15 protein-coding genes are annotated in these 15,713 nt (G+C 44.3%); 11 read left to right on the top strand and 4 right to left on the bottom strand.

All coding sequences use genetic code 11. The annotated features are described in order from the left end of the window. Positions 1 to 2 precede the first annotated feature (2 nt). From AB4263_RS11350 to nqrM, 7 genes are all read left to right on the top strand, one after another. On the top strand, positions 3 to 1,247 hold the full coding sequence (locus tag AB4263_RS11350; protein ID WP_017067139.1) for an NADH:ubiquinone reductase (Na(+)-transporting) subunit B: 1,245 nt from the start codon (positions 3 to 5) through the stop codon (positions 1,245 to 1,247). Then, complete coding sequence (locus AB4263_RS11345; protein WP_372098223.1) at positions 1,237 to 2,004, top strand: Na(+)-translocating NADH-quinone reductase subunit C; 768 nt, start codon at positions 1,237 to 1,239, stop codon at positions 2,002 to 2,004. Before AB4263_RS11350 ends, AB4263_RS11345 begins: the two co-directional genes overlap by 11 nt. Then, positions 2,004 to 2,636: an NADH:ubiquinone reductase (Na(+)-transporting) subunit D gene (locus AB4263_RS11340; protein ID WP_008223083.1), complete on the top strand. Its 633-nt coding sequence runs from the start codon at positions 2,004 to 2,006 to the stop codon at positions 2,634 to 2,636. The genes AB4263_RS11345 and AB4263_RS11340 overlap by 1 nt, the downstream gene beginning before the upstream one ends. A 7-nt stretch (positions 2,637 to 2,643) precedes the next feature. Beyond that, positions 2,644 to 3,240, top strand: coding sequence for an NADH:ubiquinone reductase (Na(+)-transporting) subunit E (gene nqrE, locus AB4263_RS11335; protein WP_009848375.1), 597 nt, complete (start codon positions 2,644 to 2,646; stop codon positions 3,238 to 3,240). Positions 3,241 to 3,269: 29 nt separating this feature from the next. Beyond that, positions 3,270 to 4,496: an NADH:ubiquinone reductase (Na(+)-transporting) subunit F gene (gene nqrF / locus AB4263_RS11330; RefSeq protein ID WP_017059912.1), complete on the top strand. Its 1,227-nt coding sequence runs from the start codon at positions 3,270 to 3,272 to the stop codon at positions 4,494 to 4,496. A gap of 174 nt (positions 4,497 to 4,670) precedes the next feature. After that, positions 4,671 to 5,675, top strand: a complete 1,005-nt coding sequence (locus AB4263_RS11325; RefSeq protein WP_017059913.1) for an FAD:protein FMN transferase — start codon at positions 4,671 to 4,673, stop codon at positions 5,673 to 5,675. 16 nt (positions 5,676 to 5,691) lie between these two features. Beyond that, a complete protein-coding gene (nqrM, locus tag AB4263_RS11320) occupies positions 5,692 to 5,946 on the top strand; it encodes a (Na+)-NQR maturation NqrM (RefSeq protein WP_009848378.1) in 255 nt (84 codons plus the stop codon). Positions 5,947 to 6,081: 135 nt separating this feature from the next. Here the strand turns inward: nqrM and AB4263_RS11315 are convergent, their stop codons facing one another. Further along, entirely contained in the window at positions 6,082 to 7,320 is a 1,239-nt protein-coding gene (locus tag AB4263_RS11315) for a response regulator (RefSeq protein ID WP_372098222.1), read from the bottom strand. Between the two features lie 162 nt (positions 7,321 to 7,482). Here AB4263_RS11315 and dinB point away from each other — a divergent pair, with 162 nt between their 5' ends. After that, the gene (dinB, locus tag AB4263_RS11310; protein WP_029235195.1) at positions 7,483 to 8,559 is read left to right on the top strand and encodes a DNA polymerase IV; all 1,077 of its coding nucleotides are present in this window, start codon (positions 7,483 to 7,485) and stop codon (positions 8,557 to 8,559) included. Positions 8,560 to 8,623: 64 nt separating this feature from the next. Here dinB and AB4263_RS11305 read toward each other — a convergent pair whose 3' ends face one another. Further along, the gene (locus tag AB4263_RS11305) at positions 8,624 to 10,558 is read right to left on the bottom strand and encodes an ATP-dependent DNA helicase RecQ (protein WP_372098221.1); all 1,935 of its coding nucleotides are present in this window, start codon (positions 10,556 to 10,558) and stop codon (positions 8,624 to 8,626) included. A 145-nt stretch (positions 10,559 to 10,703) separates the two neighbouring features. Between AB4263_RS11305 and AB4263_RS11300 the strand changes: the two genes are divergently transcribed. The 3 genes from AB4263_RS11300 to AB4263_RS11290 all read left to right on the top strand — a co-directional run bounded on the left by AB4263_RS11300 (position 10,704) and on the right by AB4263_RS11290 (position 13,679). Next, a complete protein-coding gene (locus tag AB4263_RS11300; RefSeq protein WP_017059917.1) occupies positions 10,704 to 11,177 on the top strand; it encodes a GreA/GreB family elongation factor in 474 nt (157 codons plus the stop codon). A 92-nt stretch (positions 11,178 to 11,269) separates the two neighbouring features. Further along, positions 11,270 to 12,028, top strand: a complete 759-nt coding sequence (locus AB4263_RS11295; protein WP_017059918.1) for a YggN family protein — start codon at positions 11,270 to 11,272, stop codon at positions 12,026 to 12,028. A 289-nt stretch (positions 12,029 to 12,317) separates the two neighbouring features. Further along, positions 12,318 to 13,679: a sodium-dependent transporter gene (locus AB4263_RS11290; protein WP_017059919.1), complete on the top strand. Its 1,362-nt coding sequence runs from the start codon at positions 12,318 to 12,320 to the stop codon at positions 13,677 to 13,679. A gap of 204 nt (positions 13,680 to 13,883) precedes the next feature. Here the strand turns inward: AB4263_RS11290 and lipA are convergent, their stop codons facing one another. Beyond that, on the bottom strand, positions 13,884 to 14,849 hold the full coding sequence (gene lipA / locus AB4263_RS11285; protein ID WP_372098220.1) for a lipoyl synthase: 966 nt from the start codon (positions 14,847 to 14,849) through the stop codon (positions 13,884 to 13,886). Positions 14,850 to 14,853: 4 nt separating this feature from the next. After that, the gene (lipB, locus tag AB4263_RS11280; protein ID WP_017068510.1) at positions 14,854 to 15,513 is read right to left on the bottom strand and encodes a lipoyl(octanoyl) transferase LipB; all 660 of its coding nucleotides are present in this window, start codon (positions 15,511 to 15,513) and stop codon (positions 14,854 to 14,856) included. Between the last annotated feature and the right edge of the window lie 200 nt (positions 15,514 to 15,713).

Raw genomic sequence — 15,713 nt, 5'->3', positions numbered from 1 at the left:
TCATGGGCCTTAAAAAGTTTCTTGAAGACATCGAGCATCATTTTGAGCCAGGTGGTAAACACGAGAAGTGGTTCGCGCTTTACGAAGCAGCGGCTACTGTGTTCTACACGCCAGGTCTTATCACAAAGAAAAGCTCGCACGTTCGTGATAGCGTTGACTTAAAACGTATCATGATCATGGTTTGGTTCGCGGTATTCCCAGCAATGTTCTGGGGTATGTACAACGCGGGTGGCCAAGCTATCGCAGCACTTAACCATATGTATGCAGGTGCTGAACTAGCATCTGTTATCAGTGGTAACTGGCACTACTGGCTAACCGAAATGCTTGGAGCCTCCTTAGGAGCCGATGCAGGTGTTGGCAGCAAGATGCTACTTGGTGCGACTTACTTCCTACCTATCTACGCAACGGTATTCATCGTTGGTGGTTTCTGGGAAGTTCTGTTCTGTATGGTGCGTAAGCACGAAGTAAACGAAGGTTTCTTTGTTACTTCTATCTTATTCGCGCTTATCGTTCCGCCAACACTTCCTCTATGGCAAGCAGCACTAGGTATTACCTTCGGTGTTGTAGTCGCTAAAGAGATCTTCGGTGGTACGGGTCGTAACTTCCTGAACCCTGCACTTGCTGGCCGTGCGTTCCTATTCTTTGCATACCCTGCACAGATTTCAGGTGACGTAGTTTGGACTGCTGCAGATGGTTTCTCTGGTGCAACTGCTCTTAGCCAATGGGCTCAAGGCGGCGGTAGCGCACTAATGAACGTAACATCTGGTGAAGCAATCACTTGGATGGACGCATTCATTGGTAACATCCCAGGTTCTATCGGTGAAGTATCGACTCTAGCACTTATGATCGGTGCTGCGATGATCGTTTACATGCGTATCGCTTCATGGCGAATCATTGCTGGTGTAATGATCGGTATGATTGCTGTGTCTACGCTGTTTAACGTGATCGGTTCTGATACTAACGCAATGTTCAGCATGCCTTGGCACTGGCACCTAGTTCTAGGTGGCTTCGCATTCGGTATGTTCTTCATGGCGACTGACCCAGTATCAGCTTCATTTACCAACAAAGGTAAGTGGTGGTACGGCATCCTAATCGGCGCAATGTGTGTAATGATTCGTGTAGTTAACCCTGCATACCCAGAAGGCATGATGCTTGCGATTCTATTCGCAAACCTATTTGCTCCTCTGTTTGACCACGTTGTAATCGAGAAGAACATTAAGCGGAGACTAGCGCGCTATGGCAAGTAATAACGATAGCATTAAAAAGACGCTGTTTGTTGTTATCGCATTGAGCCTAGTGTGCTCAATCATCGTTTCAACAGCTGCAGTTGTTCTTAAACCTAAGCAACAAGCTAACGCGGTTCTAGATCAGCAAACTAAGATCCTTGAAGTTGCGGGCATTGAACTTGCGGGTAATATCCCTGAACTGTACGCAGAGAACATTGAACCTCGTCTAGTTGATTTCGCTACTGGCGATTTCGTTGACGGCGATGCTGCTGCATACGACCAACGTAAAGCGGCAAAAGATCCAGCTCAGTCAATCAAGCTTTCAGCTGAAGATGACATCGCTAAGATCCTTCGTCGTGCTAACACGGGTACTGTATACCTTGTGAAAGATGGCGCTGAAACTTCTAAAGTTATCATCCCTGTTCACGGTAACGGTCTATGGTCAATGATGTACGCATTCGTTGCGGTAGAAACTGATGGCAACACAGTTTCTGGTATCACTTACTACGAGCAAGGTGAAACTCCTGGACTTGGTGGTGAAGTTGAGAACCCAACTTGGCGTGCTCAATTCGTTGGTAAGAAATTATTCGACGAAAACCACAAGCCAGCTATCAAGGTAGTTAAAGGTGGTGCTCCTGAAGGTACTGAGCACGGTGTTGATGGCCTTTCTGGTGCAACACTGACCAGTGTTGGCGTTCAACATACATTTGACTTCTGGTTAGGTGATATGGGCTTTGGTCCGTTCCTAGCAAAAGTTCGTGACGGAGGTCTGAACTAATGTCTAGTGCAAAAGAAATTAAAAAGAGCATTTTAGCGCCAGTATTGGATAACAACCCAATCGCGCTACAGGTTCTTGGTGTGTGTTCTGCTCTTGCGGTAACCACTAAGCTAGAAACAGCATTTGTTATGACTATCGCGGTAATGTTCGTTACTGCTCTGTCTAACTTCTTCGTTTCTTTGATCCGTAACCACATTCCTAACAGTGTGCGTATCATCGTTCAGATGGCAATTATCGCATCACTAGTAATCGTGGTAGACCAAGTGCTTAAAGCATACCTATACGATATCTCTAAGCAGCTATCTGTATTCGTAGGCCTAATCATTACTAACTGTATTGTAATGGGTCGTGCTGAAGCATTCGCAATGAAGTCTGCGCCAATCCCATCTCTAATCGATGGTCTTGGTAACGGTCTTGGTTACGGTTTCGTTCTTATCACTGTTGGTTTCTTCCGTGAGCTTCTAGGCTCTGGCAAACTATTTGGTATGGAAGTACTACCTCTAGTGAGCAACGGTGGTTGGTATCAGCCAAACGGCTTGATGCTTCTAGCACCTTCTGCATTCTTCCTAATTGGTTTCTTGATTTGGGCAATTCGTGTGTTCAAACCAGAACAAGTAGAAGCGAAGGGGTAAGGTAGTCATGGAACATTATATTAGTCTGCTAGTTAAATCGATTTTCATCGAAAACATGGCGCTTTCTTTCTTCCTAGGTATGTGTACATTCCTAGCGGTATCTAAGAAAGTTAAAACTTCTTTTGGTCTTGGTGTTGCGGTAGTTGTAGTACTTACAATCGCTGTTCCTGTAAACAACCTTGTTTACACACACATCCTGAAAGAAAACGCGCTTGTTGAAGGTGTCGATTTAAGTTTCCTTAACTTCATCGCATTCATCGGTGTTATCGCGGCACTTGTACAAATCCTAGAGATGGTTCTAGACCGTTTCTTCCCACCTTTGTACAACGCACTAGGTATCTTCCTTCCACTGATCACAGTTAACTGTGCAATCTTTGGTGGTGTATCTTTCATGGTAACTCGTGACTACAACTTTGCTGAATCTGTTGTTTACGGCTTCGGTTCTGGTGTGGGTTGGATGTTAGCTATCGTTGCTCTTGCGGGTATCCGTGAGAAGATGAAGTACTCTGACGTACCTCCAGGTCTTCGTGGCCTTGGTATCACGTTCATTACTGTTGGTCTGATGGCGTTAGGCTTTATGTCTTTCTCTGGTGTTCAACTGTAGGGTAAGCACCCAGTAATAAGGAATAACAAATGTTTAGTATTATTCTTGGCGTAGCGATGTTTACCATTATTGTACTGGCTCTAGTACTAGTGATTCTTTTCGCTAAGTCTAAGTTAGTACCATCAGGTGACATCACTATTTCAGTAAACGGCGACCCTGAAAAGGCGATCGTTACTCAACCTGGTAGCAAGCTACTTGGTGCCCTGGCTGGCGCTGGTATCTTCGTATCTTCTGCTTGTGGTGGCGGTGGCTCTTGTGGTCAGTGTCGTGTAAAAGTTAAGTCTGGTGGTGGCGACATCCTTCCAACTGAACTTGATCACATCACAAAAGGTGAAGCTCGCGAAGGCGAACGTCTTGCATGTCAAGTTGCTATGAAAACTGACATGGAGATTGAACTAGACGAAGATATCTTTGGTGTTAAAAAGTGGGAATGTACTGTTATCTCGAATAACAACGAAGCTACTTTCATCAAAGAACTTGCTCTAGCGATCCCTGAAGGTGAAGAAGTTCCGTTCCGCGCGGGTGGTTACATTCAGATTGAAGCTGAACCACATCACGTGAAATACGCAGATTACGATATTCCTGAGGAATACCGTGGTGACTGGGATAAGTTCAACTTGTTCCGTTATGAGTCTATCGTTAAAGAGCATTCGATCCGTGCTTACTCTATGGCTTCATACCCAGAAGAGAAAGGCATCATCAAGCTTAACGTGCGTATCGCAACTCCGCCGCCAAACAACCCTGACGTAGCTCCTGGTGTTATGTCTTCATACATCTGGTCTCTTAAAGAAGGCGACAAATGTACTATTTCTGGTCCATTTGGTGAGTTCTTTGCTAAAGACACAGACAATGAAATGGTATTCATCGGTGGTGGTGCAGGTATGGCGCCTATGCGTTCTCATATCTTCGACCAACTTAAGCGTCTTAAGTCTACTCGTAAGATGTCTTACTGGTATGGCGCGCGTTCTAAGCGTGAGATGTTCTACATTGAAGATTTCGATGGCCTAGCGGCTGCAAACGAAAACTTCGTGTGGCACTGTGCACTGTCTGATCCTCAACCAGAGGACAACTGGGACGGTTACACTGGTTTCATCCACAACGTACTGTACGAAAACTACCTGAAGGATCACGAAGCTCCTGAAGATTGTGAGTACTACATGTGTGGTCCACCGATGATGAACGCTGCTGTTATCGGCATGCTGAAAGATCTTGGTGTAGAAGATGAAAACATCCTACTAGATGACTTCGGTGGTTAATCCACTTAAGTGATTGATATTATGGCTGACTCCTACGAGTCAGCCATTTGTTTTTCTAAGACAGCTTTTGACAACATACTGGCTTATATAAGAAAGAGTAAGGCATTCAAAATACCTATTTTTTACTCTTATTTTTCCTTATATAAATCCTCAACATTAGACAGGAGTAAGCAAGTGAGAATTTGGCTTGTTGCATTAACTTCTTTGATTTTTCTTGCGGGCTGTGAGCAGTCAAGAGAGCAAGTGCATTTGAGTGGCCCAACGATGGGCACGAGTTACAATATTAAATACATCAATGGTGATGAATTTCCTGAGTCTAATGAAGTTCATACAGAGATCGATCGTCTACTTGAAGAAGTAAACGACCAGATGTCGACTTACCGTGAAGATTCCGAATTAAGCCGTTTCAACCAGCATAAAGGTGCGGATGCGTTCGAAGTATCTGAGCAAACAGCGACGGTTGTGAAAGAAGCGATTCGTTTGAACGGTCTTACTGAAGGAGCTCTGGATGTAACGGTTGGTCCGTTAGTTAACTTATGGGGTTTTGGTCCTGAAGCTCGTCCTGAAGTTGTGCCATCAGATGAAGAGCTGGCGGCTCGCAAGGCTAAGATTGGTATCCATCATCTTAGTGTTGAAGGCAACATGTTGAAGAAAGACCTACCTAACCTGTATGTCGATCTATCCACGATTGCAAAAGGTTGGGGTGTTGACGTCGTCGCTGACTACCTTGATTCTATCGGTATTCACAACTACATGGTTGAAGTCGGTGGCGAAATTCGTCTGAAAGGTTTAAACCGTGAGAACGTGGGCTGGCGTATCGCGATTGAGAAACCAAGCGTTGATGAGCGTAATATCCAAGAGATCATCGAGCCGGGTGATATGGCTATCGCAACCTCTGGTGATTACCGTAACTATTTTGAACGTGATGGTGTTCGTTACTCACACATCATCAACCCTGAAACAGGAAAGCCTCTTCACCATAAAGTGGTTTCTGTGACTGTTTTAAACCCGTCTTCAATGACTGCAGACGGCTTATCTACGGGCCTTATGGTCTTAGGTGAGGAAAAAGGAATGGAAGTCGCAAACCAACATAACATCCCAGTGTTCATGGTGGTAAAAACAGCAGATGGCTTTAAAGAAATTGCTTCTGAAGCATTTAAGCCATACTTAGGTAAATAAGGTAAGCGAGATAATTATGAATACATTTCTGATTACATTTGGTGTTTTTCTTGCAGTAATCGCAGCGATGTCAATTGGCTACATTATCCAAAAGAAAGTTGTGAAAGGTAGCTGTGGCGGTTTGGGTGCTGTTGGTATTGATAAAGTATGTAACTGCCCTGAACCTTGTGACGCGCGTAAGAAGCGTGAAGCACGTGAAGCTTACCGTGAAGAGAAGCTGGCTGAGCGTCAACAAAAAGAAGCGGCTTGGAGTAAAGACCGTATCGCTTAATTGGTGACAGTCATAGGGGATAGAGTTATCTATGCCCTCAAATTGAAAAGCTCAAGATTATCGTCTTGAGCTTTTTTAGTTTTGAGGTCTAGCAATTAATCTTGGTATACCAAAAATGGAAACAGAGGCGAATGACTATTGTTCGATTTGCATGCTGTTACGCGCAAACACTAGTTGGTTTCTACCTTGCTCTTTTGCCGTATAAAGAAGCTCATCAGCGGCTTTGATCTGCTCATCTAGCTTCGCGTCTAAATCGGTTACGCCGATACTGATACTGACCTTGATTCTTTGAGAGTCATGCTCAACAACATGGCTTTCAATGGCTTCTCTCATGGACTCTAAGTTGTCAACAAAGCTCTCAAACGAACCACACGACTGAATACAAAATTCTTCGCCACCGAAGCGTACAGCAACATCATCTTTAAAATGGTCTTTGATGATCTTGCCGACTTCCACGAGGACTGCATCACCACCATCGTGACCGTAGGTGTCGTTCACTTTCTTGAAGAAGTCGATATCCATCATGGCTATACTGCGCTGCTCACAACCTTTACATGTTTGATTGAACAGGTAACGACGGTTCCATAAGCCAGTAAGAGCATCCTCGTTGGCATGTCGAAATAGCTCGTTGGCCGCTTCTTTCATATCAAGCAGTTGATGGATACGGCAAAAAAATTCTTCTTGGTTAAAAGGCTTGTAAAGGAAGTCGTTAGCCCCCGCTTTAAGGAATCGAGCTGTCATGGTGCGATCATCGCTGCCTGATAACCCTAGAATAGCCAACTGGTTTCTGTCGTGATCGCGTCGTATCTCACGGATCATCGCTATACCGTCTTTCTTCGGCATATCATGGTCTGTAACAACGAACGTAATATCGGGATCGTTATGAAGGAGCTTTAATGCTTGTTCGCCATCTTCGGCTTGGATAGTTTGGATATATTGGTGTTCTAGAAGTTGAGCTATGTAACGGCGAACGACCGCTGAATCATCGACAACCAATGCTTTGTGATGGCGATTATTCGAAATTCTTTGAACCAGGGGAAGTAGGTAGCTTACTGATGACATACTGTCTTTAAGTATGTAATCGATAACGCCTTTGGCTAGGACTTGCTCTCGCAGTTGATTGTCGAACATCCCGGTCAGGACAATGATTTTCTGTTGATAGCCTAAGACGAGATCAATGATCTCGCCGTCTTGGCCGTCAGGTAAACAGTAGTCGAGGACTGCACACAAGAAATCCGTTTCTTGCTCTAAGATCGCTTTGGCTTCTTCTACAGATTCCACCAACGCAACTTCATAGCCATCGTTCTTAAATTGTTGGTAAAGATAGTTTCTGAATGCGCGACTATCCTCTACCACTAGTATTTTTTCACTCAAAAGCTATCCCTACTTATAGACTAAATACTCCTAACAATACTATCAGAATAGTGGGCGGCGAATGAAGTGAAACCTGTTGAGCTGGACTCCAGATCATTTTAAATCTGAGAATAATTGATTATACTGTTCATAGATACAGTTGTAAGGTTGAGTTATTTCCAAATGTGCAGTTCGGACCAAGAGAAAGTCAGAAAAATAATCCATGTCGATATGGATTGTTTTTACGCGGCTGTAGAAATGCGTGATAACCCTGCTTACCGAAATCGCCCGTTAGCTGTTGGTGGGCATGAAAAGCAACGCGGCGTTTTGAGCACCTGTAATTATGAAGCCCGCAAGTTTGGTGTTCGCTCTGCAATGCCTACCGGAAAGGCCCTACAGCTTTGTCCTAATCTATTGGTTGTGCCGGGAAGAATGTCGGTCTATGTCGAGATATCTAAAAAGATCCGTGAAATCTTCTCTCGATACACATCAATCATTGAACCACTTTCCTTGGATGAAGCTTTCCTTGATGTCACCGATTCTAAGCGGTGTCACGGTTCAGCAACACTTATTGCCGAGTCTATTCGCCGTGATATTTGGAACGAACTGAACCTGACAGCTTCTGCAGGAATTGCACCGATTAAATTCTTGGCGAAAGTGGCCTCAGATCTGAATAAGCCCAATGGTCAGTTTGTTATCCCTCCACAAGACGTGCAATCAGTGATCGATGAGCTACCACTTGAAAAGATTCCCGGTGTCGGCAAAGTGAGCATAGAAAAGCTGCACCAAGCGGGTTTCTTTACTTGTAAGGATATCAAAGAGTCTGACTATCGAGACCTGCTACTCAAGTTTGGCCGTCAAGGTGCATCACTCTGGAAGCGCAGTCATGGCATTGATGATCGAGAAGTTATCATCGAGCGTGAGCGAAAATCGGTAGGTGTAGAGCGCACCTTTACCCAAAACATTTCAAGCTACGCAGAATGTTGGCAGGTAATCGAAGATAAGCTATTTCCTGAACTCGAGACTCGCTTAGAAAAGGCTAGCCCAAGCAAAGCGATCATCAAGCAGGGCATTAAGCTCAAGTTCGCCGACTTTCAACAAACCACGATTGAACACATCCATGCCTCTCTCGATCGTGAACACTTCAAAGAACTGCTTAGTGAAATACTGAAAAGACAACAGGGGCGAGAAATACGCCTGCTTGGTTTAAGCGTAATGCTGCAACCTAAAGACCAAATGCGTCAGTTGAGCTTCTTTTAAAGATAATGAGTGAGATGAATACCGACTACGCTTCATAGCCTAGTCGGTTTTTTATAAGTAAGAATTACCTAGGAAGTTGTTTTACTCGCGCTAAGGTATCACTGAACGGTTGCTGCTCTAGCTTGCCGTAACCGACCATTTTACTGGCTTTGAGTTTGGTTGAAAGCGGGGTGGCGATTCCACATAAGAAGCGAGTAATTGCCTCGTCGGTAATCAGTTGTTGGCTAGCCGAAATAAACTCATGTATCCATGTCATCACCGTCTCATCATCGATAGGTTCAACATCAACGGTTGGTAAGATTGCCACTTCTCCTCGACATACAGAGCAGTGACCGCAGTTTGTTGGTGCTTTATCATCGGCAAAATAACTCGCAAGGCGTGAGCTTAGGCAAGTATCCGCCTCAAAGAAATTCAGCATTTGGTTAAGGCGGTTTATCTCGCTGTTTTCTTTTGCTTTAAACAACTCAGTTAGACGCTCTGACAGTTGCATCATATCTTCAGAAGTATTGTGGATCGCGTAGACATCGGTGATCTGCTTGCTTTCTAGTTCAATCCAACCTTGTTCATTGAAGTAGTCGATAGCCGCAATCACACGCTGACGATCGGCTTGGAAGTGTGTCCAAAGCGCATCGAAGTCGACTTGGCACCACACTCTTGCTTGAGGAGAGCATTGGAAAATCGCTTCGACAAATTGACGACGTTCACTTTGAAATTGCTCTGTGATCTGCTGTTTCGGACGAATGAACTTAAATTTGTAGTCTGCGAAGTAGCTGTACTTGGGCTCAATCACACCTTCAATTTCGAGATACACCAGTAGTGTTTTTAGCGGTAACTGACGAATGTTGGATTCACGTGATAGTAGATTAAGCATGATCTCCCATTGATTCGAGCCAGAAGCGCCAATGTTTTGATTTTCGTAGATCTCTTTTAATACCGCTTGGATCGATATGTTGTCTGGCGTATCACCAAAAACGAAGTTCTCGAGTGTGCTTAAACCGTGTTTGTTAGCCAGTAAAATACATTCAGACGCTTGCCCATCTCGACCAGCTCTGCCGATCTCTTGTGAGTAGTTTTCGATCGATTTTGGTAAGTCAAAGTGAATCACTCGGCGAATGTTGGACTTATCCACGCCCATACCAAACGCGATAGTTGCGACGATACAGCTCACGTCATCATTCATGAATTGGTGTTGAATAGCATCTCTATTTTCAGGCTTAAGACCCGCATGGTAAGCCACTGCATTAACGCCAGCATTGCGAAGCTGCTGAGCCACCATCTCTGCCGTTTGTTGAAGGGTGACATAAACAATAGTCGGAGCGAGAGAAGCTTGGTTAACCACATTGCACAAGGTTTCTAGCTTACTGGTTTGTTCACAAGGTTGAATCGACAGATCGAGATTTTGACGATAGAAACCCGTAACCACAACGCGCTCCTCATCAATTTCAAACTTTGACTTCATATCTTGGATAACCGCTGTAGTCGCAGTGGCTGTCAGTAGTAGAACCTGAGGAATATTGAGCTGTTTTTGGTATTGAGGAAGCTTCAGGTAGTCGGGTCTGAAGTTGTGTCCCCATTCTGAAATACAGTGCGCTTCATCGACCACAAGCAGTGAGATCGACACTTGGGAGATAAACTGACGAAAGCGTTCGTTCTTCAAGCGCTCGACGGAGATCATGAGGATCTTGGTGTCACCGTTACGCACTGACTGCATAACCTGTTGTGTGGTTTGTCGGTCTTGGCTTGATTCGATTGCCGCTGCGCTAATGCCTTTACTGTGCAGGAAAGCGAGTTGGTCTTTCATCAAGGCTAACAGTGGCGATATCACCAAGGTTAAGTGCGGTAACTCTAATGCTGGTAATTGATAGCACAGCGATTTACCTGAACCTGTCGGGAATATCGCGGCAGTCGAGTGACCAGATAGAACGTTATCAATGACTTGCTTTTGCCCATTGCGCAGTGAGTCGAATCCGAATACTTGTTTTAGCTTCTGCTCAATCATTTATGTTCTACCTGAGTTATTAAGTGTCGTATTGATGCTAAAGCGGGCGCCTATTCATGATAGCGTCGCTTGATGAATCAAATGTCTTGCACCTGATTGTACCTAATTCTATTCTGTAGCTCCTATAGAAAAGCACCCCAATAGTATGAATAAGTCTGAGCTTCGCCAAATAATCATAGAGCAACTCGAATCCCGATTACGTATCGCACAATCTGCGACTCAGCGTGCGATTGATGCTGCGACCGATGAAGAGACTGTGCCTGAACATAAGTACGATACATTGGCATTAGAAGCTTCGTATCTCGCCCATGGTCAAGCGGTGAGGGTACAAGAGTGTGAAGACGATATTCAGTGTTATCGTAACTTAGTGTTGCGTGATAGTGAGAAGGTTACGGTGAGCAGTTACGTTGTGGTCATTGACGAGCATGATCAATATAAACACTTTTTTATGGGGCCGAGAGTCGGCGGACTTTCTGTCACGTGGAATGAGAATGAGATTGCCATCGTGACGGCAAATGCACCTTTTGGCCAGGCTCTAATGGGTAAAGAAGTTGGTGATGAGATTGAGTTTAAGGTCGCAGATAAACAGTTTTGCTACGAAGTTATCTCTATCGACTAACTAACTAACTGACTAATAGATATAAAACGTTTCTCTGACAAAGGAGCATATACCAAGGGTATAGTAATCTGTCAGATTGATGAGAGGATGTTATGAAAAACAATGTATTAATTGCATCACTAACAGCGGTTATCGCTGTTGTGAGCTTGCCAACGTTTGCTGCTCAGTGTCGAGTTGATTTGAAGAATGAACTACGAATTGATGACCAAAAAGTCGAAATCCATCAAGTGAATGGTGATACGGCCGTTTTTGATGATAACAACGACCTCTATATTCATGGTGAGAAGGTTGAGCTTGATGCCGACCAACAAGCGGCGATTGAGAAATATCGCGAAAACATGAGTGAGTACTTACCTCGAGCGAAACAAATGGCCAACGATAGCTTAGCGTTAGCCAATGACGTGATTGATGATATCGCGGCTAGCCTGGATTCACCTGAGTCATTTGATAATGTAAAAGAATCAATGAAAACCTACTTTGCAGAACTGGAAGCGCGTTATTACAAAGATGGCGAATTAGTGTTGCCTGCAGAAAGCTTTGATTCGATGGCCAATGGCTGGTCTGAAGATTTCGAGAAGGCGAAAGAAATCTTTAACCAAGAATTTATCTCTAGCGCTTTTAATGCGATGTCAGAAAAAATGAAACAAGACGGTGGCCTAAACCTGACTGAACTGGCTGACAGTATGGCTGAATTAAAGCTGAAAGTTGAAGAGCGAATGAAAGAACACTCTCAACAAGTACAGGAGGAAGCGAATGAGTTCTGTGATTCACTTGATGAGATGGCAGAACAAGAGCAAGAACTGCATGAAATCATTCCGAACTTAAAAGATTACCAAGTCTTCACAATTTAATTCGAGTCTAGTGATGAATAGTAAGAGCACCGGTCGGTGCTCTTTTTGTTTGTATAAATGGAACCACACGGCGAGTATTTATCTCAATTCAATCCATTTCCTTTTTAAGCCTACTGCTTCGCTTTGTTGCTTATAATTGAACGATAAGACTGGTTTTTTGTTAATTTTGTTGTTCTAAATAGCGCATTGATTGTAAAAATCAGAGAATTGTTCATTTATTGGTTGTGCCTATCATTGCTTTTTATTACTGTACTTCTCAACTAGTTCACTGATTTTTAATGCGGGCGATATGGACCAACAATCTTCCTCTTCAAGAGAGCACTTTAGCTCTCGTTTAGGTTTTATTTTAGCAGCGGCTGGTGCAGCGGTTGGCTTGGGTAATATTTGGGGTTTCCCGACTCAAGTTGCTAGCAACGGTGGTGGCGCTTTCCTTTTAGTCTATTTGATCATGATCTTCGTGGTTGCTTTCCCTATGTTGGTGGTTGAGATGGCTATAGGCCGTCACGGTCAAGCAAACCCAGTTGATAGCATGCGATCTTTGACGACAAACCCTTTGGGTAAGAAAGTCGGTGAGTTTGTCGGTTGGGTTGGACTGAGTGTACCAAGCGCAGTGTTGGCGTTTTACAGTATTGTTGGTGGCTGGTTGATCTGTTTCCTAATTGGTGCGGTCGCGGATCTTATCGGCCTAGAAGCGATTGCTGATTGGTTTAAGGGCTTCAGTGTTGAGCGCAACGTATTTGGTACCGTCGCGTTCTATGTACTGACTATCTTGATTGTGCAGGGCGGTGTTAAGCAAGGCATCGAGAAATGGTCGACTCGTTTGATGCCTGCGCTGTTTGTTTTATTTGGCTTATTGTTTGTTTACATCATGACGCAATCTGGCGCGATGGAAGGCCTAAAACATTACCTTATTCCAGACTTTGAGAAAGTGTGGGATAGAAAATTGATTCTGGCGGCAATGGGACAGGGGTTCTTCTCACTCACTATTGGCGGTTGCTCGATGTTGGTTTATGGCTCTTACTTAAGCAAGAAAGAGAACCTACCAAAAATGGCGATGAACGTAACTCTGGTGGATACTGCTGTCGCTTTTATTGCTGGATTAGTGGTGATGCCAGCAATGTTTGTTGCGATGCAAAAAGGCGTTCAAATCTACGCTGAAGACGGCTCACTATTAAGCTCTGACACTCTAGTATTCACGGTTTTGCCGTTGATGTTTGATAGTTTAGGTGTGCTTGGACAGATCTTTGCGATTGTGTTCTTTTTACTACTAACGATTGCTGCACTGACTTCTTCGATTTCGATGCTTGAAGGCCCGGTTGCGCTAGTGAGTGAGCGTTTCAATACTAGACGAACGCCAACAAGCTGGGTGATTGGTGGTGCTATCGCGCTGTTTAGTGTGGTGATTGTTTACAACTTTGCTGCGATGTTTGGCATGGTAGCGATGATTGCAACTCAGTATCTTCAACCAGTCGCTGCACTGATGTTCTGTGTGTTTGGTGGTTGGGTATGGAGCCGAGCTTCAAAAGTGAAAGAGCTTGAACAAGGCAGTCCTGATTTTCAACTTGGTTGGTTTGGTAAGGTTTGGCCAATGTATGTGAAGTTTGTGTGCCCAATTTTGGTAGCAACGGTTATCTGGGCATCTTTCGGTTAATGCAGAACCCTATCTGGGCTTTTTGAAATTACCTCCTCTGAACTTGAAATATTAAGCACAAAGCCACTCATAAAGAGTGGCTTTGTTGTTTTTATATAAAGCTTAGTGGCACGAAATATAAAGCTATAGCGGCACGAACAAGATAGAAAAAAGGCGCTGAACATAATATTCAGCGCCTTTGCATTGTTCGTTAAGCAATCGTGATTACTTAATTTCCATACCTTGAGCTTGCAAGTCCGCATGGTAAGAAGAACGTACAAACGGGCCACACGCTGCGTGAGTAAAGCCTAGCTCTAGAGCAATCTCTTTCAGCTCATCGAACTCAGAAGGCGGCACGTAGCGTTCTACTGGTAAGTGGTGACGGCTTGGTGCTAGGTATTGACCTAGTGTCAGCATAGTCACACCATGTTCGCGAAGGTCTTTCAGTACTTGAACGATCTCTTCTTTTGTCTCGCCAAGACCCATCATCACACCTGATTTTGTTGGGATATCAGGGTGCTGCTCTTTGAATTTCTTCAGTAGATCAAGAGACCACTTGTAGTTCGCACCTGGACGCGCTTTACGGTATAGACGTGGCGCTGTCTCTAGGTTGTGGTTGAAAACATCTGGCGGGTTGTCTTTCATTAGGTCAAGCGCAACGTCCATACGACCGCGGAAGTCTGGAACCAGTGTTTCGATACGAATCTTTGGGTTGAGTTCGCGAATCTCACGGTTACAGTCAGCAAAGTGCTGAGCACCGCCGTCACGCAAGTCATCACGGTCAACTGAAGTGATTACAACGTACTTCAGTTTCATGTCTTGAATTGTTTTAGCCAGTTTTTTCGGCTCTTCAGCTTCAGGAGCAACAGGACGACCATGGGCAACATCACAGAACGGGCAGCGACGAGTACAGATAGCGCCAAGAATCATAAACGTTGCCGTACCGTGGTTGAAACACTCGGCTAGGTTAGGGCAAGACGCTTCTTCACAAACTGAGTGCAGGTTGTTTTTACGCATTGCTGATTTGATTTCTTGAATACGATGGCTGTCTGAAGGAAGTTTAATCTTCATCCATTCAGGCTTACGTAGAACTTCTTTCTGTTCAGCAGGCATATTCTTTACGGGAATTAATGCCATTTTGTCAGCGTCACGATATTTAACGCCTTTTTCCATTTGGATTGGTTTGCTCATGATTTTATGCTTCTGCTGTAATGTTACTGGTGGCTTGAATGTCTACTTGGTCATAGCCGAGTAGCTCTACGAGCTCTTGTATTAACTGTTGCTCAACGTTTTCTAGTTCACTTGGTCCGCCGAGTTGGCTTACCTGCGCCATTTCCATACCTTGGTAACCACATGGGTTAATACGTAGGAATGGAGACAGGTCCATATCGACGTTGAGTGCTAACCCGTGGAACGAGCAGCCACGTCGAATACGTAATCCAAGTGAACAGATTTTCTTGCCATCGACATAAACACCAGGAGCGTCAGGTCGGGCAGCTGAATCTATATTGTAAGCTTTCAGAGTATTGATTACGAGGTTCTCGATATGAGTAACCAAATCACGTACTCCGAATTTCTTGCGGCGGATGTTAATCAGAAAGTAAGCCACTAATTGGCCTGGGCCGTGGTAAGTCACTTGGCCACCGCGATCGCTTTGTATTACAGGGATATCACCGGCATTTAATACATGCTCAGCTTTGCCTGCTTGTCCTTGAGTGAAGACAGGGTTGTGTTCAACCAACCAAACTTGGTCTAGGTCTTCTTCCGTGCGTTCGTCTGTGAACTTATGCATGGCTTTCCATACAGGTTCGTAATCCTGACGGCCTAATTTTTTTACGATTAGCTTATTTTGCAAAGCTGCACTCCCTCAAGGATTAATAAAGTGAACGCATTATAAACGCGAAACATGATTCTAACTACAGACGGACTGCAAGGTTTTTCAACTTTCTTTGTATTTATTGAAAATTAAGTTGAATGAATTTGAGCTAGATAGGGCGCTTTAAACAAAAACAGCGGCAATAAGCCGCTGTTTTTCATGGTGCGCCGAGCATGGCG

Source organism: Vibrio sp. 10N.261.55.C5 (assembly GCF_041470505.1).
GTDB classification, from domain to species: domain Bacteria; phylum Pseudomonadota; class Gammaproteobacteria; order Enterobacterales; family Vibrionaceae; genus Vibrio; species Vibrio crassostreae_C.
Note: the sequence above shows the minus strand (reverse complement) of the source record. Positions and strands in the feature narration are given on the sequence as shown.

Coding starts and splice junctions, on each gene's coding strand:
- AB4263_RS11350 (WP_017067139.1), top strand. CDS start 3: ATGGGCCTTAAAAAGTTTCTTGAAGACATCGAGCATCATTTTGAGCCA.
- AB4263_RS11345 (WP_372098223.1), top strand. CDS start 1,237: ATGGCAAGTAATAACGATAGCATTAAAAAGACGCTGTTTGTTGTTATC.
- AB4263_RS11340 (WP_008223083.1), top strand. CDS start 2,004: ATGTCTAGTGCAAAAGAAATTAAAAAGAGCATTTTAGCGCCAGTATTG.
- nqrE (WP_009848375.1), top strand. CDS start 2,644: ATGGAACATTATATTAGTCTGCTAGTTAAATCGATTTTCATCGAAAAC.
- nqrF (WP_017059912.1), top strand. CDS start 3,270: ATGTTTAGTATTATTCTTGGCGTAGCGATGTTTACCATTATTGTACTG.
- nqrM (WP_009848378.1), top strand. CDS start 5,692: ATGAATACATTTCTGATTACATTTGGTGTTTTTCTTGCAGTAATCGCA.
- dinB (WP_029235195.1), top strand. CDS start 7,483: ATGTGCAGTTCGGACCAAGAGAAAGTCAGAAAAATAATCCATGTCGAT.
- AB4263_RS11305 (WP_372098221.1), bottom strand. CDS start 10,558: ATGATTGAGCAGAAGCTAAAACAAGTATTCGGATTCGACTCACTGCGC.
- AB4263_RS11300 (WP_017059917.1), top strand. CDS start 10,704: ATGAATAAGTCTGAGCTTCGCCAAATAATCATAGAGCAACTCGAATCC.
- AB4263_RS11295 (WP_017059918.1), top strand. CDS start 11,270: ATGAAAAACAATGTATTAATTGCATCACTAACAGCGGTTATCGCTGTT.
- AB4263_RS11290 (WP_017059919.1), top strand. CDS start 12,318: ATGGACCAACAATCTTCCTCTTCAAGAGAGCACTTTAGCTCTCGTTTA.
- lipA (WP_372098220.1), bottom strand. CDS start 14,849: ATGAGCAAACCAATCCAAATGGAAAAAGGCGTTAAATATCGTGACGCT.